General features: G+C 44.7%; 21 protein-coding genes. 11 read left to right on the forward strand and 10 right to left on the reverse strand.

Going from position 1 to position 26,863, the window contains the following annotated elements; genetic code table 11:
• Nucleotides 1-22: 22 nt before the first annotated feature.
• Nucleotides 23-937 (reverse strand): GntR family transcriptional regulator, encoded by a 915-nt coding sequence (locus SNR28_RS16190; RefSeq protein ID WP_375753700.1) that lies wholly within the window; start codon nt 935-937, stop codon nt 23-25.
• 135 nt (nt 938-1,072) lie between these two features.
• Here SNR28_RS16190 and SNR28_RS16195 point away from each other — a divergent pair, with 135 nt between their 5' ends.
• Nucleotides 1,073-2,089 (forward strand): zinc-binding alcohol dehydrogenase family protein, encoded by a 1,017-nt coding sequence (locus tag SNR28_RS16195; RefSeq protein ID WP_375753701.1) that lies wholly within the window; start codon nt 1,073-1,075, stop codon nt 2,087-2,089.
• A gap of 225 nt (nt 2,090-2,314) precedes the next feature.
• Nucleotides 2,315-6,481: a caspase family protein gene (locus SNR28_RS16200; protein ID WP_375753702.1), complete on the forward strand. Its 4,167-nt coding sequence runs from the start codon at nt 2,315-2,317 to the stop codon at nt 6,479-6,481.
• Between the two features lie 102 nt (nt 6,482-6,583).
• On the opposite strand, the gene SNR28_RS16205 is transcribed toward SNR28_RS16200, so the two are convergent.
• A complete protein-coding gene (locus tag SNR28_RS16205; RefSeq protein WP_375753703.1) occupies nt 6,584-8,146 on the reverse strand; it encodes an alpha/beta hydrolase in 1,563 nt (520 codons plus the stop codon).
• A 178-nt stretch (nt 8,147-8,324) separates the two neighbouring features.
• Between SNR28_RS16205 and SNR28_RS16210 the strand changes: the two genes are divergently transcribed.
• Genes SNR28_RS16210 through SNR28_RS16220 form a run of 3 tightly spaced genes read left to right on the forward strand, consistent with a single transcriptional unit; the run spans nt 8,325 to nt 12,125 of the window.
• Nucleotides 8,325-10,376 (forward strand): caspase domain-containing protein, encoded by a 2,052-nt coding sequence (locus tag SNR28_RS16210; RefSeq protein ID WP_375753704.1) that lies wholly within the window; start codon nt 8,325-8,327, stop codon nt 10,374-10,376.
• A 4-nt stretch (nt 10,377-10,380) separates the two neighbouring features.
• Nucleotides 10,381-11,736 (forward strand): CHASE2 domain-containing protein, encoded by a 1,356-nt coding sequence (locus SNR28_RS16215; protein ID WP_375753705.1) that lies wholly within the window; start codon nt 10,381-10,383, stop codon nt 11,734-11,736.
• Entirely contained in the window at nt 11,736-12,125 is a 390-nt protein-coding gene (locus SNR28_RS16220; protein WP_375753706.1) for a hypothetical protein, read from the forward strand. The genes SNR28_RS16215 and SNR28_RS16220 overlap by 1 nt, the downstream gene beginning before the upstream one ends.
• On the opposite strand, the gene SNR28_RS16225 is transcribed toward SNR28_RS16220, so the two are convergent.
• The 3 genes from SNR28_RS16225 to amrB all read right to left on the reverse strand — a co-directional run bounded on the left by SNR28_RS16225 (nt 12,094) and on the right by amrB (nt 14,380).
• Complete coding sequence (locus SNR28_RS16225) at nt 12,094-12,870, reverse strand: substrate-binding periplasmic protein (RefSeq protein WP_375753707.1); 777 nt, start codon at nt 12,868-12,870, stop codon at nt 12,094-12,096. The genes SNR28_RS16220 and SNR28_RS16225 overlap by 32 nt on opposite strands.
• Nucleotides 12,871-13,017: 147 nt before the next feature.
• Nucleotides 13,018-13,614, reverse strand: coding sequence for an AmmeMemoRadiSam system protein A (amrA, locus tag SNR28_RS16230; protein WP_375753708.1), 597 nt, complete (start codon nt 13,612-13,614; stop codon nt 13,018-13,020).
• Nucleotides 13,583-14,380, reverse strand: coding sequence for an AmmeMemoRadiSam system protein B (gene amrB / locus SNR28_RS16235; protein ID WP_375753709.1), 798 nt, complete (start codon nt 14,378-14,380; stop codon nt 13,583-13,585). The genes amrA and amrB overlap by 32 nt, the downstream gene beginning before the upstream one ends.
• A gap of 69 nt (nt 14,381-14,449) precedes the next feature.
• Here amrB and amrS point away from each other — a divergent pair, with 69 nt between their 5' ends.
• On the forward strand, nt 14,450-15,484 hold the full coding sequence (gene amrS / locus SNR28_RS16240) for an AmmeMemoRadiSam system radical SAM enzyme (RefSeq protein ID WP_375753710.1): 1,035 nt from the start codon (nt 14,450-14,452) through the stop codon (nt 15,482-15,484).
• Nucleotides 15,485-15,490: 6 nt separating this feature from the next.
• Here the strand turns inward: amrS and SNR28_RS16245 are convergent, their stop codons facing one another.
• Both SNR28_RS16245 and SNR28_RS16250 read right to left on the reverse strand, forming a co-directional pair.
• Nucleotides 15,491-16,414, reverse strand: coding sequence for a diguanylate cyclase (locus SNR28_RS16245; protein ID WP_375753711.1), 924 nt, complete (start codon nt 16,412-16,414; stop codon nt 15,491-15,493).
• A gap of 89 nt (nt 16,415-16,503) precedes the next feature.
• Complete coding sequence (locus SNR28_RS16250) at nt 16,504-16,896, reverse strand: ribosome recycling factor family protein (RefSeq protein WP_375753712.1); 393 nt, start codon at nt 16,894-16,896, stop codon at nt 16,504-16,506.
• 152 nt (nt 16,897-17,048) lie between these two features.
• On the opposite strand from SNR28_RS16250, the gene SNR28_RS16255 reads away from it, so the two are divergent.
• Nucleotides 17,049-18,026: an alpha/beta hydrolase gene (locus SNR28_RS16255; RefSeq protein ID WP_375753713.1), complete on the forward strand. Its 978-nt coding sequence runs from the start codon at nt 17,049-17,051 to the stop codon at nt 18,024-18,026.
• Between the two features lie 21 nt (nt 18,027-18,047).
• Here the strand turns inward: SNR28_RS16255 and SNR28_RS16260 are convergent, their stop codons facing one another.
• Complete coding sequence (locus SNR28_RS16260; protein ID WP_375753714.1) at nt 18,048-19,202, reverse strand: PLP-dependent aminotransferase family protein; 1,155 nt, start codon at nt 19,200-19,202, stop codon at nt 18,048-18,050.
• 134 nt (nt 19,203-19,336) lie between these two features.
• Between SNR28_RS16260 and SNR28_RS16265 the strand changes: the two genes are divergently transcribed.
• Nucleotides 19,337-20,206, forward strand: a complete 870-nt coding sequence (locus SNR28_RS16265; RefSeq protein WP_375754102.1) for a GyrI-like domain-containing protein — start codon at nt 19,337-19,339, stop codon at nt 20,204-20,206.
• Here SNR28_RS16265 and SNR28_RS16270 read toward each other — a convergent pair.
• Together SNR28_RS16270 and SNR28_RS16275 are read right to left on the reverse strand one after the other, a co-directional pair.
• Nucleotides 20,186-21,184, reverse strand: coding sequence for a 1-aminocyclopropane-1-carboxylate deaminase/D-cysteine desulfhydrase (locus SNR28_RS16270; protein WP_375753715.1), 999 nt, complete (start codon nt 21,182-21,184; stop codon nt 20,186-20,188). The two genes, SNR28_RS16265 and SNR28_RS16270, sit on opposite strands and share 21 nt — an antisense overlap.
• A gap of 159 nt (nt 21,185-21,343) precedes the next feature.
• The gene (locus tag SNR28_RS16275; RefSeq protein ID WP_375753716.1) at nt 21,344-21,811 is read right to left on the reverse strand and encodes a type II secretion system protein; all 468 of its coding nucleotides are present in this window, start codon (nt 21,809-21,811) and stop codon (nt 21,344-21,346) included.
• Nucleotides 21,812-22,043: 232 nt separating this feature from the next.
• Between SNR28_RS16275 and SNR28_RS16280 the strand changes: the two genes are divergently transcribed.
• The 3 genes from SNR28_RS16280 to SNR28_RS16290 all read left to right on the forward strand — a co-directional run bounded on the left by SNR28_RS16280 (nt 22,044) and on the right by SNR28_RS16290 (nt 26,834).
• Nucleotides 22,044-25,109 carry an efflux RND transporter permease subunit gene (locus SNR28_RS16280; RefSeq protein WP_375753717.1) on the forward strand — a complete coding sequence of 1,022 codons (3,066 nt, stop codon included), beginning with the start codon at nt 22,044-22,046 and terminating at the stop codon, nt 25,107-25,109.
• 77 nt (nt 25,110-25,186) lie between these two features.
• On the forward strand, nt 25,187-25,420 hold the full coding sequence (locus SNR28_RS16285) for a DUF333 domain-containing protein (protein ID WP_375753718.1): 234 nt from the start codon (nt 25,187-25,189) through the stop codon (nt 25,418-25,420).
• A 130-nt stretch (nt 25,421-25,550) separates the two neighbouring features.
• Nucleotides 25,551-26,834, forward strand: a complete 1,284-nt coding sequence (locus SNR28_RS16290; protein ID WP_375753719.1) for a phosphatase PAP2 family protein — start codon at nt 25,551-25,553, stop codon at nt 26,832-26,834.
• Nucleotides 26,835-26,863 lie beyond the last annotated feature (29 nt).

Raw genomic sequence — 26,863 nt, forward strand, 5'->3', positions numbered from 1 at the left:
TTAGTTAAGAAGAGAGCCAGCGTTATGCTGGCTCTGCGTTATCTGTAATAAGACTATGTTCCATATTTCTTTTGGCTGTCTGAAGGTGATGTCTAAGAGCACCGATGGCACCTATGTCATCACCGGTCAACATTTTGCTGAGTACCGCCATATGCTCTTCAATTGCCACCATGTTTCTCTTTCGCAAATCACTATTATCCCATTGATAATGGTAGTGAAATATCACCGACATAATTTCATAGAACTGTTCCATAAAGGGATTATTTGCCGCAGATAAGATCAGGTAATGAAATGTGCGGTCGAGGTCTGAAAAGGCCTGGTACTCATTCACAACCTCTTCTCTTAGCTCCCGGTGAGACTGAAGCAGGATCTGAGCTTCTTTCCACCTCTGATCATCTTTTGGAAGGTTCATAAATTTACTTAAGGCATGACTTTCCAGCATTTCACGCAGTTCGATAAGGTTCTCTGCGTATCCGTGTTCAAAACGCACCATACGCCAACGGCCTCTTGACGTGTTTTCAATCAGGTTGAACCGAGAGAACTTTATCAGGAACTCGCGAATAACCCGAGTGGAACAGTTGGACTGTTTAGAGAGTTCGAGCTCCGAAAACTCATCTCCGGGCATAATATCTCTGTTTTTTATACACTCGTTAAAATAGAGCTCAAATTCTTTGGTCTGGATTTCATCACTGGATGCTGGTTGTTGAAAAATGTCGGTTTCCTGGGGTAACCGTTCAATGACACACTCGCCCTCAACCAGTTTCAAAATACCCTTTTCACATAAGTCTTTAACGACGTGTCTTATCGTTGTCCGGCTTACACCAAACAGTTCTGAAAGAGAAGATTGAGAGGGTAGTGGTGATGCTATATGTCCCATCGAAATGGCATCTAGCAGTTGATTCGAAGTGCTCTCTCTTAGGTTTTTATTTCTAGCCATTTTTACCTCCACGTGCATTAAATACCATTTAAAAACATAATAAATAGGCATTGATCACGATTTGGCTGGATATTTTTCAGTTAAAAAACCGGCTCGATAAAATTACTGTAACTCCACAAGATATAGAGAAAGAAAATGAAATCGTTAGTTTGTGAAAAGCCATATGAGATGAAGTATGTCGAGTCAGAGATACCTGCAGTGCGTGATGATGAAGTACTGGTTAAGGTAGCGGCTGTTGGTATTTGTGGGACTGATATTCATGCTTATACTGGAAACCAGCCATTTTTTAGCTATCCACGTATTCTAGGACATGAGTTGTGTGGCGAGGTTAAGGCGGTTGGTAGTCAGTCGCAGGATAGATTTGTCGAGGGTGATAAAGTAGCGCTCATTCCTTATGTCTCTTGCAATGAGTGTGCATCATGCAAAAGCGGTAAAACAAACTGTTGCGAAAATATCTCTGTCATTGGAGTTCATCAGGACGGAGGATTCAGTGAATACCTGTCTATTCCGGCCAGCAATGTGCTTAAAGTAAACGGTGTTGATGATAGTACCGCAGCACTGATCGAACCCTTTGCGATCAGTGCTCATGCGGTACGACGTGCTCAATTAGAGAAAGGTGAGCATGTTTTGGTTGTTGGTGCTGGCCCTATTGGGCTTGGTGCAGCAGCCATCGCTGCAGCGGATGGTGCGAAGGTCATTGTTGCAGATACTCAGGCAGAACGTAGAGCCCATGTGGAAAAAGAACTGGGTCTTTTAGCACTTGATCCACTCGCTGATGATTTTGAGTCTGGTTTGCTGGATCACTTTGATGGTTCACTGGCTCAGTCTGTGATTGATGCAACCGGTAACCAGCATGCGATGAACAATGCCGTAAACTTAATTCGTCATGGCGGCAAAATTGTATTTGTTGGGTTGTTCAAAGGAAACCTTGAGTTCAGCGATCCTGACTTCCACAAAAAAGAGACCACAATGATGGGCAGTCGGAATGCGACAATGGAAGATTTCGTAAAAGTACAGCAACTGATGTCTGCAGGGAAACTCGGCTCAGAAATGATGCTTACTCATACCTTTGAGTTCGATACCGTTGGTGACATATACGAAGAGGGTGTTGTTAAGAATCGCGACTTACTTAAAGGTGTGATTGTTTTTTAAGGCCCAAGATGGAACCACTAAGCGTGGTATCTATTCGAGCTTTTCATGATTGTGTATATCAACAGGCGGCCAAATGGTCGCCTTTGTTCTTAAAGGGATTGATTACATGAAGGTTTTACATCTTCGATACTAGAGCTACACTGAAAGCTTAACGGGCGTTAGCATTGACGATGATTAATGCACTATTGAGCCTTGAAACATATATAGTGAATGGATATCGCGATAATGGCATCGACAAAACACGGGTTCAGTGTATTTGCCCTCGTAGGGGCTGTATCTCTCTTTTCCTCTTCAGCATCCGCGCAAAACATCACCCTCCCTGCATTCGAGCTACAGGAAGAGAATGCAATCTTTACCGTTCATACTCAAAGAATCACTCAGCGTAAAAAAGAAGGCGTGTACAACCGCTGGGAGAGTTATTTCGAGAATGGTTTTGTCCGCCATATAACCCGACAGCTACCATTAGACGGAGAAACTGCCCGGTGGAAAGTGGGTTACCTCGAGAGGTACAAAGCTACCGGAGCTTACGAGAATAAGAAGTATGTCAACGACAGACATATGGGCACATCGACAGAAATTGTCCTCAAGGATGGAGAGTATTTTACCGAAAATGAAATGCCCGGCGATGAAATGGAAGGGCCATTTACAGAAGAGGACCGTCAGACCTTTATCAAATTAGTAGGCTCCGAAGGTTTCTATCAAAAAGTCTCGTCAGTCATCACATCCCGTAGATTCAAAGAAGGAGAGAGCTCTCCAATATCACCTGATTTCGAAGCATTTTTTGGAGGAAGCGGATCCATAGAATTAACCAAGCTGAGTGAAAGGTGGGGGCAAAAAACAACCTTATTTACCGTAAAACTCGATGCGTTCAATGGGATGGAAGTGGTAGATGAGTGTGCGTACAGAGTTAGCGCATTGGTCAATGATGGACGGCTTACCGATATCTCCTTTGACTGCGAAATCCGTTTTAAAGGTGAAGACGACATAACAGGTCTGGTCAATGATCGTTTGTCTTACGCTTATAGTGATATAAAAATCAGTGCATTCTCACCAGAGCCGGTAGTCAACATTCACCCTAGAGGCAGCGTTAAAGGAATCAAGTATCTGCCAGAAAGTGGCTTGCTTGCGTATCTGAGTAAAGACGGAATCGATCTGGGCCAGGATAAGGCTTCTTCATGGCTAACCTTCTGGGATCTGAATAAACGTAAAGCGGTTTACACCTCATCCGTTGCTGGTGACAAACTGACGTTCTCACCTAACAGCAATACATTGGCAATCGTTGCTGATAACAGAATGGCGCAAACCTATATTCCCATTGTCGATAAGTTTACCAGCTTCGGGCAGTTCTTCGATTTTGATTTAGATAGAGGCTTTAAGTCATCAGGTGCGATGGGTAAATATATCGTGACTCTGAATGAAAAGAATGAGCTTGAGGTGATAAACCCCGGATACCGTAAATTAATTGAGCGCGTTTCCGTGCCTGATATGCAAGCAGAACAACTTGCTGTCTCTGATGAGGGTAAAGGTATCGTCATCAATCAAAACGGAGAGTTAAGACGGTTTGATGTAGAAATCGATCACTCGCGCTGCAGTAAGAGCAATCATCTGGAATCCTGGTGTAAAGGAGCTCGCGCATATATCGAGTTTGATGACTCCGTTATTTCCTTGCCTGCGTTATTTAAAGAAGCTGAAGAAAGCCAGAACGGTGATGTAAAAGATCTCCCTGTTACTTACCTTGAGATTCACCCAATTAAACCCATCGCTATTTATTGCTCTGAAGACGCCCGCAAGTGTGGAGTGATTAATTACCAGGAGAAAACGCACCAGCAGTTCATTACCACTCAGCTTAGGTTTTCTTCTGATTACGAACAGTTGGTTTCCTACAACGGTAGATACCCTTTAAACGGGCAGGGCGGACAATGGTATGAAAGCGCCTGGTCGATGTTTGGCAACGACTCGTTAGCTGTGGCAAGCGACAAAAATACCGTATTTGTCGGTGGTAGCGAGATTGCTGAGGGAACGAATCAGACGATTGTCGATATTCGTACACTAGAAGATGGCACGCGAATCGACAAGATTAAGGCAACAACGGCTCCGATAACAGGTGCACTTGCTCATGGAGAAGTTATTCTCACGTACTCTTCGGACTTCTTTTCTAACTCGACAACCTATCAGTTTATCTATCTGGATACCTTCAAAGTTGAGCGTCATAAGCTCCCGGTATATATCGAGAATATCGAAGAGCATGAAGGTTATTTTATCTTCTATGGTCGAGACATGATGATTGTTCAGAGCCCGGAAAGCAATAAAGAACCCGGAGTCATTCAAAAGAACATCAATGACAGTGACAAAGTCGCGGGAGGCTTGATATACAGCGTTGGTAATCAGGTATATCGATACCAATTTGCGAGTGGTGAAGAGACGTTGCTATACACGCTTGATGGAGATGTTCATGAGGTCATCGCTTTGGATGATCAGGGCCAGAAAATCGCGGCTCGAATGAACTACGCCAAAGTTGCTCTGCCACATGCGGATAAAGTGATTCAGACTTCGTATGCAAACTCGCCACATGACGCCATGTTAAAAGTCTCTGAGCAGGGGGATTTTCTGCTCGGTGGAGGCTTAGATGGAACAGGCTTTTATAACTCTGCGATTCCTATGATCACTCGTTATGATGTTAACGGTAATCAGAAAGATGTTTTAGCAGTAACCTGGGGCACTCAAACCCAAATGTACTCGCCTGATGGAAAGTATTTGTGGGTTGCTGAGCGCAGCGGCAACATCAGCGTTAAAAGCCTGATCACAGGTACGCTTGTTGAAAGTTTCCCGGCTCATCAGGGCAAGATAACGACGATTAATCGTCTGAGTGAGGGGGTGATAATGACCACCTCTACTGACGGAACTATAAAGCTTTGGAATGAACACATTCGTTATCACGATTTTAATATGTCTAGGTTCTCCACCTCCTTCCCGTTGGTCCAATCGGATATAGGTAAAAGGAACCATAAGCTGATAGCGACCATCATCATAGACAAAGAAGGTGAAGTGATAGCCAGTACACCCGATGGTTATTACTGGGGAACGCCTAAAGGAGTTCACCGAGCCTCGTTTGTTGAGGACAGAGCGCTGTTTGATTATCGTCGGTACGATCTCTTGCTTAACAGACCGGATATCGTTCTGGACCGAATTGGTATCGCAGGCAAGGATCAGCTGGATATCTGGACTCGTCTGGTTGAGGTGAGGAGAAGCCGACAACCTTCGTTGACGAATAATCTTAAGCGAGAAGACGCTCCGTACGACTTTACTCTGACAGGACCGAAGAGTTACCTGGCTGAAGAGCAAATTATTCTGAACTGGCAAACCAACGAGTCTGCAAAAGGTAAGTTGCACATAAGCGTTAATGAATCGCCAGTTTATGGTTTGGAAGGGCAAGATGTCGATGCATCAACAGGCGAGAGTGCTATTGCTCTGTCTGACGGCGTGAATACGATTCGTGCGTACCTGAGTGCGGAAGACGGTACGGTGAGTCGCAGTCAGACCCTGAGTTACTACAAGGTACCATCTGAAACAAAACCTGAATTGTATATTTTGGCGGTTGGTGTGTCTGGATATCAGAACAGCGAGTTGAACCTCAACTACGCAAGTAAAGATGCAAAAGACATCACTGCCTTGTTTGGCGATAGTGAACAGTTTAGCCAGGTTCATGTGCAGACCTTGCTCGATGATCAGGCAACCAAAGATCGAATTGAAGAAGCTCGTGCCTTTATTCAAAAGGCAGGACCCAACGACCGGCTTATCGTCTTTTTTGCCGGACATGGCATGCTTGATCAGCAAGAGAATTACTTCTTTGGAACAACGGATATCAACCCAGAACTGCCACAAGAGAGAGGTTTGAGCTATAAAGCAATTACCGACTTAATAGCCAGCTCTCCTTCAAGGTACAAATTGCTTCTGCTTGATACCTGTCATTCAGGAGAGGTTAATGACCTTGCTTTGGCTGCAAACAGGCCAGTGGCCGAAGGCGTGATTTCCCGTGGTTTTAATGTGAAGAAGCGCAAGAGCAAAGGGGAGAGTAAGGATAACCTCAAACAGTCATATCAGCTTTTGCAAAGTGCGTTTGTAGACTTGCGGGCCAGTACTGGTGCAGTAATCATCAGTGCAGCTGGTGGTCTGGAATATGCGCTGGAAGAGAGTCGCTATAAAAACGGAGTCTTTACTTCTTCGGTTCTGAAAGGTTTGGCAGAGCAGAAAGCAGACAGTAATGGTGATGGTGTAATTACTACGTCGGAACTAAGAGATTATACCTACAGTGAAGTAACCAGACTGACCGGAGGCGCTCAGACCCCGACAACACGAAGCTATAATCTGGATGTGGATTTTGCGCTTTATTAGGTTACTGTATTTGTGAGGTGACGGACCTGATCAATTAAACCAATAAGCTTAGTTAAGAAATCAGCCGGGTGAAAACCCGGCTGATTCGTTGATAAAAGATGCTTATTCCTCAGTTGAAACAATTTGCCAGTATTCGCCTTTGTCTTCTTGCTTTCTGACAAGGGCGCGCTCTTTTGGTGGAACACCTCTTAAGTGATTTACCAGATCTTCGATAACAGGCAGCTTGTTCGCATAGTAAGAGTGAGACTCCGGGATACTCCATGGCGCAGCATTTAACTCGCTGGTATCTATGACATCGAAGTTGTCGACAAGGCTGACCGGCATCCCGAGTCGTTTAGCCTGATTTACTTTTTCGGAGGCGATCAAAGCACCATCATTCTCAGAGGTATACACCGCCCAGTTGGCTGCGAGTTTTCCAATTCGTGGGCCAACCTGATACTTGAACCATTCGCTGTCGACATCCGGAGCGGCCAGAATCACACTACCAAAGCGTAGTGTCTTACCTTCATCGGATAGAGACAGTTCATTCAAAGCGTGCAGAAGAACCTGATTCCCCATACTGTGCGCAACAATATGGATGTTGGCTTCCGGATGACTTGTTTTGAGCTTGGTCAGGAACTCGGCAAGATAGGTGGCACTCCATACTGCGTCTTCACGGTCAGAGGCGTAATCCAGCAGAGAGGCGTTGGAAGGCCATGAAAACAGAACCGGAACGCCGGAGTAGTTGAAGTCATAGGCCATCTGTGCGGTACGTTTTATTGCTGATTTGAACGCAACGTTATATCCGTGAATATAGACGATCAGACTCTGTTTCCACTCACCGCTGCCTTTTTCTACCGGCAGTACATCCCAGAACTCACCTGGTTTCATCTCAGTGACCGACTGAATCAATACATGCTCATTGGCTTTCTTCAACCAGCTGATCGACAAAAATGGCTGTTCAATGCTGCCTTTCTTGTGATTAAAAGGAATTGAGACTTTTGCTTCACCATAGTGGAGCGGGGAAGAAGTATCGCGCGCGCCACCGTAATAATCATCGGAATCAGGGACTGGTTTGCGGGTAGTGCCATAATAGACCGTTTGAATATGGTACTTTTTCTCGCTTGTACTGCGCGACTTAGAGAGAGCAGGAGCCGCTGCAATGGCGCCTGCCAGCTCATTTAATGTCTCATATAACTCATCGGGTTGTGACTTGCTGGCGTTTTGGAACGCGATGTCATGCAACTCAACAATCTGGTCAAATGAAAACCCGGTATCATCGATAAAGTGAGCATCAGGTGCGAGTGGTTGAGAAGGACCAACCATCTTTCGTGCAGCTTCCAAAGCGAAGATCAGAGAATCACTTAATTGATTGCATGAGGTGGCGATGACAGTGACATCTTTGTTGTTGCCCGGACGTTGAATGGTAAACAGGCCATGTAACGAAGTATCCTGAGTCACCCAGACAATAGTTTCTACATCCTTTTGCAGTTTCATCGTCTCAAACGGGGGCTGGGTTGATACCAGGGTGTTTTCAGAATGACCTGAGAGCAGTTGTGGAATGCCATTGGGATAGACGCAGGGCATCGGAACCAGATTAGCGAATGCACTAAATGATACGAATAGACCTGACGCTATGGCAATGAGCGCGTTTAGTCTCAGTCCAAATCTTGATACAGCAGACATTGAATCCTCCGTGAATAATGTTCCTGACTTTACCTGCTTACTAAACTACAATATTTTCAATGAGTTTATACTCAAGTATAGAAAAACAAAAAGTATAGCAACTAGTTTTGTGTTTACCATTTTGTATTTACCACTTTATATTTGCTAAAGCGCTGCTAAAAGGATTTAGGGAGCAAACATGCGTCAGTTATTACTTTCTACCCTGCTTTTCTTCTCTGTTTTTGCACACTCCGCAAGCCAACATGCGATTGTTATCGGTGTTTCTGAGTACCCGAACTTTGAACCTTCTCTTTCACTGCAAGGCCCCAAAAACGATGCGATAAGAGTCTGGAATATGCTGGTTCAGCAAGGGGTAAAGGAGAGCAATATTCAGGTACTTGCTGACGGCGTTGAATCTGCAACGTTGCCAACGAAGAAGAACATCTTTGCTGCTATTCTCAATCTGGAACCGCAGTTAAAGTCCGGTGATTTTGTCTACCTTCATTTTTCAGGTCATGGAAGCCAGCAGCCGACGGACTATAGTGCGGGAAACAGTGACAGTGCTGATGGGCTGGACGAGATTTTCCTTCCCCGCGATGCAGGAGAGTGGAACTACAATATCGGTCAGGTAGAACACAGTATCAGCGACAATGAGATGAACATTTTGCTCACTCGGCTCAGAAACACAGGTGCTGACGTTTGGGTGGTATTTGATTCATGTCACTCAGGGACGATGACAAGAAGCCTTACTGGTCAGGAGTTCAGAAGCCGCAGTGTTCAGGCTAAGGATCTTGGCCTTGCCGATTTTGACCAGCAGAAAGTAAAACAAGCATCCAGAGGTACTTCCGGGCTCAAGCCGGTGGCACTAAATGAAAAAGCAGGGTCTCTGATAAGCTTTGGCTCTGCTCAGAGTAATGAAGAGGCACCGGAAATGGCACTGCCTATGGGCGATAAAGAAGTGCCGCAGGGCTTGTTTACCTATGTGCTAACCTCCATTGTCAGCTCTTATCCTAATATGTCATATCGCCAGTTAGCTCAAGGGATCCTTTCGGTTTACAACAGTGTTCCATGGCATCGAACCACACCGTTATTTGAAGGTGGTGAGAACCTTGATAAGCCAATGTTTCATCGCGATTCAGAAGTTTCAGTCCGTTATCCCGCAGAGATAAAACGAGAGAAGCTGATTGTTCAGGCTGGCCAGCTAAATGGGTTCGAGAAGGGAGCAGTAATTAGCGTTTTCGATGCGATTGATGCAGAAGAACCGGTGGCTTCTTACGAAATCATTGAGTCAGGTTTAGCGACCAGTGTTGCTGAGCTTCGAGTTGGAGCGCTTGAAAAAGAACGAGCATTTATCGAACTGGACTCTCCGGCTTTCCCTAACCCAGTGAGAGTGAAGTGGCAACAGGCACCAACAGCTCAGTGGCATGCTGCGTTGGAAAAGGTACTCAGTTCAAATGACCTATTGAGAAGAACCGTTAAGTGGGTAGGTGCAGATGAATCAGCAGAGTTAAGTCTGTATGTAGCGGATGACAGAGTTTACTTCTTCACGCCAGAAAATATGCGGCTACCTTGCTCATTACAACAAAGGGAAGTGAGCTGTAATGAAATCAACTCAGACGAGCAGTACATCTCTCTGGCGATTGAAAAAAGCAATCCCGATCCTTATGCCACGTTGAACAATGGTCTTTCAAGATATATCCGGGCCAGAAACCTCAAGCGTATGTCGGCAGGTTTTAGCTCTCGTTCTCCAGTCGCTTCTGAAGTACTTCTTAACGACGAGTATCGTGGTCTGGAGCAGGTCATTACTGCGGAAGATGGCGATGAGCTGGTTCTGAGCTTTGTGAATACCAGTAAAAAGCCGGTTGATCTTACGGTTTTGTTTATCGACAGCGGAATGGGTATTTATCAGATCTACCCTGAACCGGGTTATAGCGGACGTCTTTTTGCAGGTGAAGCGGCAGAATTTGAAGGGGTTGTCTCTAGTTCATCGACGGGCGAAGAGCAATTTGTCGTTATTGCGGTACCAACAAGCCGACAGTCTCCTCAGATGTCATTAACGCACTTGCAACAAGAGCCTATGGATAGCGCGTCATTTTATGAAGTGAATCAGGTTGCCAAGAGAGGTAATGGTGGGCTTGATGAAGTGTTTGCCCAGTCTTTAGGGGATATGCCTCAAACACGTGCTTTTAAAAAGAAAGCTAAGGCATCAGAAAAAGCGAGTATCAGCGTGATCAGATTGAGTACCAAGTAAGCGCATGGAAGAAAAACCGCCGATGCAAAGAGAACTAAGATCACTAGCAAAAAAATATTACCGAAAGCATCGGATCCTTGCTCAGTGGTTGCTTTTATTCTTGTTGGGTAGCTGGATGATATTCAGCGACCCATTTGGTGTCGGTTCTGCCAGTGAACGGGCGAGTGAAACCGCATTTTACCGTCTTACCGCAAAGCACTATGACGCGCAGAAGAGCCAGCCAAATATTCTGGTGGTTCTGTTTAATGACCGCTCTATAGATAACTTATATCCCACGCTTCTTGAATCTAACGATTGGCCGCTTTCCTATCTTGATCAGGTCAATTTACTCTCAACGATAATGACACACTCTCCATCTGCGTTGTTTTACGACGTGATGTGGGTGAAACAGCGCTCATTGGATGAAAGTTATGAGCGTGCCGTAAGCAAGCTAAAACTGGTGCAGGAAAAGACACAAGTACCACTATTTTTTGCCAGAGGTGTCGCTGACTCAAAACTGGACGAACATGTGGAAGAGCAACTCAGCGAGTTTACGACTCTGGTTGTGAATGGCTGGGAAGCAAGAGAGGATCTCTATCCACTTTACTCGCAAGGAGCAGAAACAACCGCAACGGCGCTTTATCGAACTTATTGTGAATCAGCCGGATGTCAGCCACCAGAAAGTAATAGTTTGCCAGTCAGTGTCAGATGGAGCGCTAAAGCTGCTCCGGTTCTATTGGAGCATCGTAAACAAGAGTGTGAGGTCACGGACCCAAGTATCTTCGGCGCAGTGTGGAATGGGGGTGAGTATCTGCTACAGAACACCATCCCTGGTTTAAACACTCCAGAGGTAGACCAGCTCTGTCCACCACATCGGGTTCTATTTGCGGACGAGTTGATGGTGCTTGCACGTTCTCCGAATGAAGACGACAGAATTAAACTAAAGAAGTGGATTGAAGACAGCATTGTGCTGGTGGGTGGTCACATTGAAGGTATTCATGACTATGTTATTTCACCGGTTCATGGTGCGCTTCCAGGTGTGTTTTTCCATGCGATGGCACTGGATAATCTTATGGTTTATGAGGATGAGTATATTCGTGATGATCCCAATGCGAAGCTCATAAATCTGATTATCTGGATGGTCTATATTAGTTTGCTATTGGTTGTTCGCAACGTATCTGATCAGTTTTCGAAGTTGTATTGGTTAAAGAACAGTACGAAGCTGTTTAGTGTAGCGTACGTGGCGATAGTGATTGGTATTGTTTTTGGAGTACTGCATCTTTCACCGTCAAACTGGATTTCGATATTGGCGTTAGGCTGGCTGGGTAACAAGCTAATCGAAAGGCTTGATAAAGCTCATTTAAGACAGGAGGCTGACTGATGTTACTTAGACATTTTAAGAAACTTAGCCTCGCTATGGCGCTAGTGTTCTCCAACCAGCTTTACGCAACGAACATCGTCGAAGAGTGGCTTTTGCCCGCTGTTGATCTCGAGTATGCGGATGGCAGCTGGAAAGTTATCGCTGTTAAAAAGCTTCCGCGCCCTCCGTTTACGGTGCTGGAAGAAAGAGGCGACAAGCTTAGGGTTAATATCCGCAGAGTAGGGCTCGTCTGGGTTGGTCGTTCTTCTGTCAGGCTCAGTAACGAGTCTATAGTGCTGAGTTGCCAGGACACTCAAGTATCCAGAGCACGAGACTTCCAGAACTTTGGAATGCGAGGAAATGCTGAGGAGACATCTATTAGTTGTTTGGATGAGGGGGAAGGTCCATAGACGCTTTATCTATATATTTTTCTATCAGTCTTTCAACTTCACCACTCTCGATCATTTCTCGTAGCTTGGCATTGAACTGAGGTAGGTATTCTATGAAAGGAGAAGATTTTGAAAAAGCGATATATTCTTTTTCTGTATTGACTGCAACAGGAAGAATGGTGATTTTATCTGTTAACTCAAGCTGCTTACTTAAAATTCGGGCGTGATTTTCGGTAGTAATCATATACTCAATCCTACCGTGTAGTAACTTCATAAAGTTTTGCGTTGTACTGTAGACGTTTTCAATGTCTAGATGAGCTTCGATATATCTGTCAAATTCGTCACCCCAGCTATAATCCAAAACAGAGCCGCCGGTGCGACCAACCAGATCTGCCCATTGATTAAACGGGAACTCGTGCCCTTTTCTGGTTATCAGTACAGTTCTGACCTCTGAAAAGTGCGTATCAGAATAGGTGAGAAACTGTTCTCTTTCCGTATTGAAATATAAACTGACAATCACATCAATACGCCCTTGTCGCGTCAGTTCAAGCACCCTTGCCCAAGGGTAAGTCTGGGATTCCACGGTAATCCCCATTTCCGAAAATATCCTTTCTGCGATTTCAGGCCCTACACCGATGAGCTTGTTGTTTTCAAGCCAGCTCATCGGAGCATAATCCGAGGCAGCTGAATAAATCAGTGTCTCTTTCGCCGAAACAGGCCCGAGACAAAAAATAAGATACAACAAACTACTTAATAAAGTTCTCATAAAAAATCTGTGGTCTGCAGCAGCACCCGATAACGGAAGTATAGAGACCAAATTCAAAGACTTCCATAAACGGAAATCTTACTAGATCCAAAGGTTGAGTATGTGCATTACCACGCGGAGCGTGGGAACGAGCTGCCCGAGGTCAATTCATTCGTGATACGCCCCCTCAACTGAACTCACAACAAAGGTTTCGACCTTGATATTTTCAGACCAGTAATCAGCCCTCCAGCCTCCTTTTAACTTGAGGTGGCGGATAAACTCGTGCGGGTTGGGTAGTTTCTCCCATACCTGTGGCAAAAATACCGCTCTTCGATGACCTTCAGATAAAATCAAACCTATCTTGTTTTGGCTAAGAAATTCTTCCAGCTCTTGTTGGGATGAACAGGATTTTGGTTTCGGGATAGAAAGAACTGAGACTTCGACGGTTAAAGCTGAGAGTTGCTGGGCTTCTAGAGGAGGGAAGCGAGTATCTTCACAGCAACTCGAGCGCGCTTTTCTGGCAACCTCTTCGGCTAGTGAGTAGTTTGATGAAGGATAGATAGAGCCCAAGCAGCCTTGCAGCTCCCCATCCACTTCAAGAGTAACAAAACATCCTGCTGGTTCTCTGAGTTTGTGTGGCAGGCTTTCTGTATCTGGAATTGTGACGGGTTTATTGGTTATATACTCGTTGATCGCTGATTTTGCGATATCCAAAAGGATATTGAGTTCTTCTTTATTCAGGTGCGGTAACAGTGTAACTGGCATAACCAACCACTCTCGATTTATCTCCGGCGGTATCACCGGAATTTACTAACTCCATTTGCTGCATCTTGCAGCCTTCTTGCTCTGCCAGGACCAGCAGTGTATTAATCGCAGTGCAACCACACGCCATTTCGGGCGTTAAGTCGGGTTCGTAGTGCTCGATATGATCGCAACTCTCTTTGTCTATCTGCCGTGCATCTTTATATGGATGGAAGTGGCTAAGATCGCTACTGATAACAAAGAGGGTTTCTTCATCTTCCCACAATGGTTTAAGTAATGTTGCAAGTGTTTGCGGGGTGATGTAACCAGTGAGTATTGGTAACAGTACAAAGTTATTCAGGCATATCTGTAAGAACGGGAGCTGAACCTCTAAGCTATGTTCCGGTGTATGAATTTCATCGCTGGCAATGGCTTCCTCTGATTTTATCAGCCTCTGCTTTGTAGGTTCGTCTATCGGTATTTCCCCTAACGGTGAGGTGAAGATATCGGCTTCAGGTATCGCAAAACCATCAAAGCTGAAATAGTGACTGGGCCCAATTAAAACAACGCGGTTGAAACCATCAGATATGCGGGTGACTTGCTTGTATGCTTTTGCGGCTGTAGGCCCGGAGTAGACATAACCTGCATGAGGCACAATAAGCGCTTTCAGCTTGCCAGCGCTTATTGGAGGAACGTCAGCTTTGCTTAACCACTGGTTAATCTGAGATGTGAGGTCTGGAGCCGAATCATCGTAGAAGCGGCCCGCAACAGCCGGGTATCGGGTTGTCATATCTGAGCCTATATTTAGTACAGGGGTTTTATTCAGTATAGAAGTAAATAACACTTGGGTCTGCGTAATATGTCTTTCACTCATGGAACAGTAAAAACACGTTATTGGCACCGCCTGAATGATGGCAGGGTTGTTTGCGATCTGTGTCCGAGGGAATGTTCGTTAAGGGACGGCAAGCGTGGAGCATGCTTTGTGCGACAAGCCATTGACGGTGAAATTGTGCTGACCAGTTATGGCCGTAGCAGTGGTTTTGCTATCGATCCTATCGAAAAGAAACCCCTTAATCACTTCTATCCCGGTAGTAAGGTGCTCTCTTTTGGTACTGCAGGCTGCAATTTGGGGTGTAAGTTTTGCCAGAACTGGAACATCAGTAAATCTCGGAAAATGGATACCATTGCAATGGAGGCAAGCCCAGAACAAATTGCAAAGATCGCTGCATATGAAGAGTGTAAAAGTGTCGCCTTTACTTACAACGACCCAGTGATTTTTATGGAGTACGCGGTGGATACCGCGATAGCTTGTCATGAACTAGGGATAAAAAGTGTTGCTGTTAGCGCGGGGTATATCTCGACAGAGCCACGAGTTGAGTTTTATAAACATATGGATGCCGCCAATATTGACCTTAAAGCATTTACAGAGCGTTTCTATCGCAAGATGTGTAGTGGTCATCTCACACCGGTTTTAGAAACATTACAGTACTTAAAACACGAAACCGACGTCTGGTTGGAGGTCACTACCTTGCTGATCCCGGGGGAAAACGATTCAGACTCTGAGCTGGAAGCAATGTGCCTTTGGATCTATGAGAACCTTGGCTCAGATGTACCGCTGCATTTTAGTGCCTATCACCCAGACTTTAAAATTGTCGATATCCCAAGGACACCGTTGCAAACACTTCTAAAGGCAAGAAAGATTGCGTTAGGTCAGGGAATAAACCATGTGTATATCGGGAATGCCATTGACCCGGAATCAGAGAGTACTTTATGCCCCGGTTGCAAGCGCAAGGTGATTGAACGTGAAAGGTACTTTGTAAAAAATAATCGGGTTACGAAGCAGGGGAAATGCCCCTTCTGCGATACTTCGATTCCGGGGCACTTTGACAGTTAGTTAATGTTAAGCGGTATCACTTTGTTTAATACAATCAGCCACTATCGCGTAGCTTAGTTTTTGAGATTTCGACTGATACATGGCTTTGTCAGTCTTCTCAATAAGACTGATCAGATTGTCATCGTCTTTCGGTAAGCTTCCGATTCCGATACTGACACCCACCTGAACTTCTTTGTCGATTTTGTCGATATAGATGGGGTTTGTAATGACAGACTGGATTTTATTTCCAAAACCCTTCAATTCATATTCCAGATTGGCTGGATCGTTAATAGCAAAGAGGATAAGAAACTCATCACCACCTAAACGAAAGCACAAGTCAGAGTTTCTGAACTGCGCCTTGAATCTTCTGGAGAGCTCAACTAAAAGAAGATCCCCGATATCATGACCATAGGTATCATTGATGGCTTTGAACCCGTTGAGGTCCAGATTTGCAACACCTAGATAAGTAGAGCCATTTATCGCTACGTACTCTTTACCTGTCAGACTTTCCAAATGACGTTTATTGAACAGGCCTGTTAGGGCATCGGTGGATGCTTCGCTTTTGAGTTCAGTAATCAGATTTTGAACCGAAGAGTAATCGTGAATGGTAGCAATAGCACAAGGCTTGTTATCAAAAATGATGTTAGCGATGGAAATTTTGGCACTAAAACGCCTACCGTTTGCATCCACACAAGGCATAACGCCTCTGGACATCATCATCTTTGCCTGAGACTTATTATTAATAAAGTGACTCACTTTATGGCGGTGGTGCTTTACCGATTTGGAGAGCATAAGTTGTTCTATCGTCATCTCTGTCATTTCGTCGGTAGAATAACCAAACAGCTTGGCACAAGACTCGTTGGCGAAAATAATGTTTGAGTCGGGATCAGTGATAAGAGTGGCATCAATCAAAAAATTTAAAAATGTCGCTATTTCGTTTATTTTCCCCATTAGAAACCTCGGGTATTTAGTTGTTATTTATGACTTATTTTTATGATATTTAGAATATTATAATTCAATCATGAAGTTTTCGAAGAGGCTCATAATAATTCACATTCGAAGCGTACTTTTCTGGCTTCTCCGAGCGTGCAGTCAGTGAGCTGCATGAGTTCAGAAAGGGTAATTGTCGGATTTTCCAACAGTAGGCGTTTTATCTTAGCCTCTTTAGGCTCAAGCTTATCCTGATGGTGCATCAGCCCTTCCTGCATCTTTTTAATTAAGAACGCTGGATTTTCCAGTTCGGATTTCAATAAATGTTGGTAGAACTCGTTCTGATGAGTGGCAAGTCCGGTTATCTGCCAGTTTCTGGAGCGACGAACTCTGCTTAGCTTGCAGCCAAATCTTGTTGCGATACTTCGAGCCTTTTTAGCTTCGTCACCCCCAATGCGGTGTATCAGTGAGGGCAGGGCGATGGTGATTACCGTATCGGGCATTAATGACTTCCTGAAATTGAATCTTTAGTCCAAAAAGGCGGATAAGATAACTGTAAAACTGAGACAGAAACAAGAAAATCTCATCCTTCTCAACTCGTTGAGCTCCTTAGTCTAACGTTATAAATGTCGAAAGTCAGATAAGGAGAACAATAATGCTTTTTATCACCAATCGTACAGCAATGCAGTCGGCCAGATCCAAATTAAACAGACGGATCAGTTTTAATTATGACAATACAAGTCCATCCGCTTACCTCTATTTCTGTGAGAGGACAGGGAAGGATGAGTATAAAGAGATTAAACAGGATGCCTTTTTCTCCCAGCTAAAAGCGTTGCCAAATGACACCCAGATTCTTTTTTATCTTCACGGTTTCAACAACAATATGGAGCCGCATATTTTCAATAATGCCAAGGCTTTACAAAAGTTGATCAACAAGCAGTCAGATAAAGAAAAGCTGGTTAAAGTTATCCCACTTATCTGGCCATGTGATGATGACAGTCCGATACACTTTGCTGATGACTACTACGATGATCAGGATGCTGCGGATGGTAGTGGTCTGGCATTTTCCCGATTACTAGGTAAGTTCGATAAGTGGAAACAAGCGGAAGCTCAGACAAAAGAGCCGTGTCTAAAAAGAATTAACATTCTGGCTCATTCGATGGGAAATAGGGTGTTAAAGAATGCATTGAAAAAATGGGCTGAAGACTACTCGAACTCCAATATGCCACAGCTGTTTAGGAATGTGTTCATGGTTGCTGCAGATGTTAAGAACGAGATTTTAGAAAAAGGTGAGGAAGGCGAATTTATTGTGGATTCTGCGCGTAATGTTGTCGTCTATTACGCGAATGATGACCTGGCTATGCCGGCCTCTAAAATTGCCAACTCATTGAGTTTGAAAACCATGTCTCGTCGCATGGGGATGACAGGACCGGAAGACATGAGCAAACTGCCGAAGAAAGTTTATGAGGTTGATTGTGATGACTTTAACAATAAGTTTGATAAGCCCAAAGGGCACTCTTATTTCCTAACGGGGGATGGTGACCGAGTGAGTCCAGTCATTCCTCATTTGACTAAGATAATTGAAACCGGTCGGGTTCCGGGGAAACGGAGTGACCGGCTAACGGATGATTAATCTGCTTAGAGTAGGGTTGGACTAACTAAAGTAGCTCTCAAGTACCTTAGAGAGTCGGCCAACCGCAATTTCGAGCTCACTTTCGGTAGCGTTACTGAAATTCAGACGTAGCGCTGCTTTTTTATCTGCGGTAGCAGGATAAAACACATCACTCGGAACAACCGCAACACCTTCAGCAAGCAACGACTTCGCCAGAGCAAAGGTGTCACATTCAGGGATCGTTACCCAGATAAACATGCCTCCCTCGACACTATTTACCCCACACTCTTTCGGCAGATGAGCGTTTAACTCGTCGATAAGTTTTTGATATCGCTTCTTATAAAGACCTCTGATGGTATCAATGTGTTTCGGGAAATCTTTATTCTTAAGCAACCCTAAAAGCAATGCCTGCATTGGAACACTGGAGTGGAGGTCCGCGCCCTGTTTTACTTTGATCATTGGTTCAATATACCCGGACTTACCGGTAACGATACCCATGCGCAGGCCCGGTGACGCTATTTTGGAGAATGAACGAAGGACAATGGAGTTCTCTGGGCAAAAGCTTGAAACCAGAGGTAAAACCTCACCTGTGAACCTTAGGTCGCGGTATGGAGCATCCTCTACCAGAGCAACGTTGTACACTTTACAAAGCTCGGCCACTTTCTTGCGAACTTCTAACGACCAACACACACCTGTCGGGTTATGGAAATCTGGAACGGTATAGAACAGCTTTGGCTTCTCTGCGGCAAAGCAAGTCTCTAGTTTATCTAAATCGGGGCCATGCTGGTTCTGGGGTACGGTGAGCATATTGGCCTGAACCAGTCCGAACACCTGCATCGCTCCCAGATAACTTGGTGCCTCCATCACAACTTTGTCACCTGGATTGATAAAAGCTCGTGCTATTAGGTCCAGTCCTTGTTGAGAGCCCGTTGTTACCATGACCTGTTGGCTTTCCGAAAGCTCAAAGTGGTTACTCAAGTGGTCCAAAAGGGGACCATATCCGGCGGTATTACTGTACTGGAAGACTTCAGGCATATCGGCCATGCCAGTCAGGGTCTCTTTCATCAATGAGATAGGGAAAGTATCAGCGTCAGGCAGACCACCGGCCAGTGAAATCACATTTGGATCATTAGCGGCATCAAGAATCTCGCGAATGTATGAAGATTGAATTTGTTGGAGTGAACGTGCGATTTCCATATGGGTTCCTGATGCAGATGAGTATTCGACAAATAATGATGTTGAAATAGGATAAAATGAGTTGAGATGAATATCATGTCCATTTATGCTTGTTGATATGTCCATTTATGCTATTTTTTATGCCTTCAATCAATTTGCACGCTCAGCAGGTTTCCAGAATCAATGATGTGTTGTTTTACATTCATCAGGATATCAGTCGGGATCTGCCCGCAATTGAGCTGGCAAACATAGCAGCTTATTCTGAGCAGCACTTTCACCGAACTTTTAAAGCCATTGTGGGTGAGTCAGTACATCAGTACATCAGAAGTACACGCATGGAGTACGCAGCTAATCAGCTTACCTTCGACACAAGGGCTACTGTACTGGAAGTCGCCAATAAATCGGGTTTTAGTTCGGTATCTTCTTTTAGCCGTGCGTTTAAAAGTGTGTTTGATGTTTCCCCTGGGGAGTGGCGAAATACAGAGAGCCAGAACGAGAACAAGCCCTACTTAGCGGATACAGAGATAGCGGCGAGCTATGAACGTTTGTCTGAGTGGAATGTTCCAGAACCTCAGATAGTTGAAGTATCAGGACGTCATGTGGCTTATGTGCGTCATTTGGGATATAACCGCTCGATAAGAAATGCGTGGTTATTGTTAAAGGCCTGGGCAGGTAGTGAGGGAAGGGAGTTTAAAACTCAGTATGGGTTACATCATTCTAATCCTGCATGGGTTGAGCTAGACAAGTGTCGCTATGTTGCTTGTATCGAGATAGACACACCTCTAAAACAAAGAGGGATAGTGAATCAGTTAACGATTCCCGGAGGGTTGTACGCTTGTTTCAGGTTGAGAGGAAAATACGGTGAGTTGCTACCCCAAATCAGCCGGATACAGGAACAATGGTTACCCGCATCCGGTTTTAAAATGGGCTCAACACCAGCGTATGTGAAGTACATTAAGAACCATTTTATCGCCGATGATGAAAGGTTCGAGCTGGTGTTTCATTTACCAGTCAGCTTTTACTGAGCGCAGTTTGCCCGAACTGTTAGAGCCTCCACAGACTCTTTTAGAACGTTGTTTTTCAGTTGCGACACTTCCGCCATCGAACATTCTTTGGTAGCGAGGTAACATGGTTTCATTACCCATGGTTCCACCCTGATGAATATAGAGCAGGTTTCTCCCCGTGTTTGCAGGAAGCCAGTCTTTTAAACAGCGCCACATCAGTGGATCGTAGAGTAACTCAAACTCAACGTGTGTCTGCTCTTCCAACTCTTGCCAGGTTTTGTAGTTTTCCTGTTCAAGACGGCCGAAATGGTGTTTGTGCTCCGTGCCTAATATCGTCGGCTTTGGTGATTCACTATCCAGTTCGTTAAACTGTTCAGTTAGGTACTCTTCACCTCCAACACATGCACACGTCAGAACTTCAATACCAAACTGATGCAAATGTTTCTGTAAATAGAGAGCGGTTGTGCCTGTACCCGACGGTAGAGCTACAGTTAGTTCTTCCATTCGCTCCATCATCTTCCAGTTCACAATTTCATCAGCCAGTTGTTTCACCCCTTCTTCAGCAAGCGGACTGCGGCCACCTTCCGGAATAATAAGGTAACCAGGCTCATTAGCGTAGGTATCTTCGATGTACTGAGAAGGGTGTCTTTCACCACGATCTTCCAGCTGTGATAAGTCAATGACTTCCGCACCCATTTCAATTGCACCACGGTAATTTCCCATAGGGCGATCTTTAATAAATGAAGGTATATGATCGACGTAAAATTTCAGCTTCCACCCTCGGCATGCCGAGAGAACCGCTAGAGAATATAGAGAGTTTGCCTGAGCAGAGCCGTATCCTACAAGTGTGTGTACTTCAGAAAAGTCACCGTTCAGAAGTGCAAGGAACTTACGTGCTTTGTTGCCTGAGAACTGCGAATGCAATAAATCATCACGTTTCAGGTGAAAGGGGTGCCCATGAAAACAGTGTCTTGTTATCGGGCTATCTGAGAGCTTCATAGCAAAGGCTATATTGATTCAGTTATTGAAAAAAGGTGGCAGATTCTAGCAGAAATAAAAAGAAAATGAAGGGAATCATCCATTCATTTTCCTAATTATGTAGCCACCCGTTTGGGCATCAAAACCGATATCTATCGCTATTGCTTGATTTGATTAACTTTAGCAGCCATTTGTCACTTGTTTACACTCCAGCTTACCAGTGTCGCTGTCTTGTCTTATTTCAACATGACACTCGGTATTGTCAGCGTCCCACTTAATGCTATCCAGTGTTACCACAGTGTATTGATGAGATTGGTTGTCCTTGATATCGAGAACAGAGTAGCCGCTCAATTCTACACCTTTAGTTATGTTTTTCTTATTGGTAACAATATGACCATATTTGGTTTTGATTTTTGTATCACCAACTTTCACGATGCCGTCAAGCTCTCGGTCTATCCCTTTGATAGCGGCTTTTCCAAAAACGATGTTATCGGCCGCTCGAATCGCACCTTCGGCGCCTTTGAGTGTGCTTACTCGTGCATCGGATTGTAGGTTCAAAAATTTTGGTGCAGCAGTTGCAGACAAAATGCCGACGATAACGATGACCACAACCATTTCGATCAACGTAAAACCAGACTGTTTTTTCATTTATGTTTCCTTAGGATCAATTTTTCACAAATAATACTCATGAGTGAAACCATATCAACCATTGATGATCATTAATGACATTAAAATGACATTTATCTATTGAGTGATGAAATCATGCATGATTAAATAATTTCATAGTCGTCGCATGTAGGGTTTTAGTGCGTCATAAATGATTGGTTAGGTGACTGTCGCGAGCCATTTGATGGTCATATCCCGAGTTTAAGGTAAAAGTATGTTTAAGTTTTTTGTTAAACGGCCAAAGTTTGCTGTTGTGATAAGCATCCTTATCACACTAGTCGGAGTTTTAGCTGCGATGCAGTCACCAATTGGGCGCTACCCTGATGTCTCTCCGGTCACCATTGAAGTCTATACGTGGATGGATGGTGCAAGTGCGGAAGTTGTCGCGAAGTCCGTCGCGCCCGTGATAGAGCAGCGAGTTAATGGTACGCCTGGAATGGAGTACATGAAGAGTACGAATAACTCTGATGGTTCGTATTATCTTCAGGTGGTGTTTAACAACTCGGTAGATCCAGACCGGGCTGCCACCCTGGTTAAAAACCGCGTTGACCTTGCGATGCCAGAGCTACCAAGTTCAGTGATAAACAATGGCGTTACGGTTGAAAAGTTCACCAGCGGAATGGTGATGGCTGTCGCTGTAACCGATGAAACAGGGGTATCTGACGAGTTAGAAATTAATGCGTTTTCAGGTGGTGAACTAAAAGAGTCACTACAGCGAATTAACGGTGTATCCAAAGTCCAGATTATCGGTGAGAAAAAGTACGCCATGCGTATCTGGACCGACCCCGTAAAGATGGCGAAGTACAGAGTAAACATCGATGATGTTGGCTATGCCATTACCGCTCAAAATAAGATTGCGGGTGCGGGACGGATCGTTGGTGACAAGCTAGAATACTCCCTTTCCGTTGACGGTGGCTTAGATGAGAAGGCAGAGTTTGAGAACATCGTTATACGTAACGCGTCATTATCTAAAAAGATTCTTCTTAAAGATGTTGCCAGTGTTGAGCTGGGTAGTGAAAGCTACGTGGCAAACGCATATGTAGACAGCGGTGAAGGCTCACTCATCTTTATTTACCGCACACCAGATGCTAACGCGATGGATGTCGGTACACAGGTCAAAGAGCTGATCTCCAGTATTGATACTAAGTTCAAAGTTGAACCTGTTTACGACACAACGGAGTTTGTCGCGGGTGCCATTTACACCGTGATTGAAACCCTTGTGCTTGCGGTTGCGATTGTATCTCTGGTGACACTGGTGTTTATGCAGTCTATTCGTCTGACACTTATTACCATCACAGCGATCCCTGTATCACTGGTTGGTACTTTCGCCTTTATGCGAGCCTTTGGTATTGATATCAACATCATATCAATGTTTGGCTTGGTGATGGCTATTGGTATTGTTGTTGATGCCGCCATTATCGTGATTGAAAATGCCGAAGCGAAATTGCATGACAATCCTGATATGTCTATAGACGAAGCCATTATTGAAACGGGAAAGGTTGTTGTTTCCCCAATTGTCGCGAGTGCGCTGGTGCTTTTGGCCGTATTTGCACCGACAGTTTTTATGGATGGTATGACAGGTATCATTTTTGGTCAGTTTGGTATCGTGCTTTGTTCTTCGGTAGTAGTGAGTACCGTAGTGGCACTGACACTAACGCCTGCGCTATGCGCTTTGTTTATGAAGCGTGAAAAGAAAGGTGTCATTGCATGTAGCATAGACAAACTCATCTCTTTCAAGATTGGTGGATTTACCCTGTTAACCAAAGGAGCAGTTCGTCTGCCTGTCCTTTCAATCGCGCTTTTGGGTGGTTTGCTTTATCTGACTGCTCAGGAAACCCAGCAACTTAGCCAAGGAATGCTACCCGAAGAAGACACCAACGGTGTATTTGTTATTGCCTCTTTCCCTCCTGGCACGTCGCTTTCAGTAACAGACGCAGCATTTAAAAATCTTAGTGACGAGGTGATGCAGCTTGATGGTGTAAAAAACGTGATTGGTGCAAGTGGTTTTAATCTGCTTACCAGCTCACCAGAAATGAACTCATTGATGATGGTGGCTACTATGCCACCGATGACTGAGCGGGATGTCTCTGATGCAGATTTAGCTGAAGCCATCAACGGTTTGCTTGCGAACAAAGTTGAAGATGGTTTGTATGGGTTTGCTTTTAAGCCGCCAGTGATTCCCGAGCTGGGTACGGTGAATGGTGTAAGCCTGACGATCAATGACTCGAAGTCACGTTCTCCTGCTGAGCTGGCTGTTTTGGTTGGAGGCATTCTTGAAAAACTCAATGCCAGTGATGAAATTGAAATGGCGTACACCCAGTTCAATGTCGACAAACCGGCACTCAAGCTCAACCTTGATAGGCTTGCATTAGATAAGTATGGAGCGGATTATTCTAGTGTAGTAACGGGCTTGCAGACATTTATGGGTGGTATGTACATCAATACCTTCAACATGAACGGTCGAAATTACAAAGTGATGCTGCAAAATGATCCAAACTTCAGGAAAAATCAGGAAGCCCTGGCGCACCTCAACTTCGTACAACACAATGGCCGTGCCATTCCTGCAACTAAGGTGCTGTCTATAGAAGAGATTTATGTTCCTTCATTCCTAGACCGTTTCAATGCGACACAATCTGTTGCGATTGATGCGATTCCATCTGTTTCCAGTGGCGATGCGATTGCTTTTATACAAGAGATGGAGCTGCCTGAAGGGATCAGTATCGAGTTTACTGGTACTGCGCTGGAAGAGATCAAAGCCGGCAATCAGGTTGTTGTCGTGTTTTCTCTAGCTTTACTAATCTGCTTCCTGGTGCTGGTTGCGCTGTATGAGTCATGGTTAATTCCAACCGTAATCATGCTAACGGTACCAACGGCTGTAACGGGTATTGTGGGTGGTGTTATGTGGTTAGGTGGCGACATCAATATGCTGACTCAGCTAAGCGCCGTGTTGCTGATTGGTATGACAGTACGAAATGCTATTCTTATCGTAGAGTTTGCAAAAACACTGCGTGAACAAGGCAGTTTGAGTATCAAAGAGGCAGCCGTCGAAGCGCTCCGTCAAAGGGCTCGTGCGGTATTTATGACTGCCTTTAGTTTTGGTGTGGGTCTGGTGCCACTGATGCTCGCAAGCGGTGTTGGATGTGGCGGTCAGAAGGCGCTAGGCTTTGCTTCATTTGGTGGTATTGTTACCGCAACTTTTATCGGCTGTATTTTTGCTTGCGTGTTTTTTGTAATCATTCAGCAGATACGAGAGCTGGGTAAAGCAAAACCAGCCACTTAAATTGTATTCAGAGTAGGTTGGGGTATTTACTTCAACCTCAAGAACTCTTTCTTAATGCCTGCGGAGCACAGAAAAAAATGAAAGTCGACGTTATTAAATTATCAAGCTTACTCTTATTAAGCATTAGTATTTTAGGTTGCACAAAAGAAATAACAGAAGAACCTATCGGTATGGCAAATCCGGCCAGCGAATATTGTGCAGAACTTGGTGGTGAATCTATTATCAAGGAGACCGATGATGGTCAGGTTGGATATTGTAAGCTCGATGATGGAGTGCTTATAGAAGAGTGGGATTTGTATCGATCACGTTAAAATTGCAGATGTTTGAATTAAATAACTGCTATTTCAGAACTTAAACTCAATCTTGTGACTTTTGTATAAAACGTGTTTGATATATGCGCCATAATGAATACCAACAGGTTTTGTCCGAGTCAAAAATAATATGAAAAAAACGAAAACAAATATCGCAGTTGGTTTCGCACTGGTATTTAGCGCGGCAACAAGTGCTGATAACTTTATTACAGACTCAGTGAATGATGACATTGTTGAGGCCGGCGATATTATTCAAATCGCTCTCCCTGCAACCGGTTTATTTGCTGCGTGGGTTCATGATGATTTCGAAGGAGCCAAGCAACAGGTTTACACACTGGGTAGTACAATCGCCATGGTGGGGACCGGGAAATTTGTCGTTGGCAGAACTCGCCCAAATAAATCTAACACCGCATCTTATCCATCTGGTCATACAGCAGCAGCATTTTCCGGAGCCTCTTTTCTGTATAACCGTTACGGAGCAAGTTGGGGTTTGCCAGCATACGCAGCCGCGACGTTTGTGGGTGCGAGTCGTGTTCATGGAAATCGCCATTACGCTGATGACGTATTGGCGGGTGGCGGTATCGCATTTTTAAACAGCCGCTATTGGGTTTCTGAATTTGAACCCGACGGTGTGAACGTTTTGGCTGTTCCCAAAGATGATGGCGTGATGCTGACGGTACAAATCGATAACCAGGCATTTGATTACAACAAATCGACGAAGCAGAGGACAGTCTCTGCGAAAGATTACCGCTACAAACATAGCTTTACGCTGAATTTAGGAGCGGATCTACACGATTCGATGGGCGACATCGATAGCAACCCTACTTTCGAGCATTCAAAGCCACTAGACCCGAATCAGCCTTTTTCAAGCGCATTGTATGAGTACAAACTCGACAAAGATACTTCGATAGAGTTCAACCTGAGCCCAAATGAAACGCGTAGGGAAGGGACCATAATCGGATCTCTGACGCTTGATAAGACCACATACAATGAAGGTGAAGAGTTTATCGCATCTCTTCGCCAATGGGGCTTTGGCGCCAACTACCTGAAACAGTGGCGTGTGAATGAGGATCTGTTTTTATCAGCTGGTGGTGGTCTGTTTGGTTACTATATCGAGTTGCAATCAGAGCTGACTGGGGGCGGCAAGTATGAGTCAATAAGGGATAACCTACTGCTTCCTTCTGTTGCCGCGAAAGCGCAATACTACTTAGCACCAAAATGGTCTGTTACGAGCCGAATGGATTTACAGTATTTCGATGATCACTCCTTCTACGCAGAAGCGGGCATACACTACCATGTGACACCTTCATGGCAGGTGGGCGCTCAATATGGTTATGCATATAGTAACTGGAGGGATATCAAATTAAGCTACGAATCCCAGGTGGCGATGCTAAGTATTACCAACCGCTTTTAAAGAGTTACTCAATAAGGAAGAGCCGCCTG

Source organism: Vibrio iocasae (assembly GCF_042245395.1).
In the GTDB taxonomy this organism is placed as follows: domain Bacteria; phylum Pseudomonadota; class Gammaproteobacteria; order Enterobacterales; family Vibrionaceae; genus Vibrio; species Vibrio iocasae.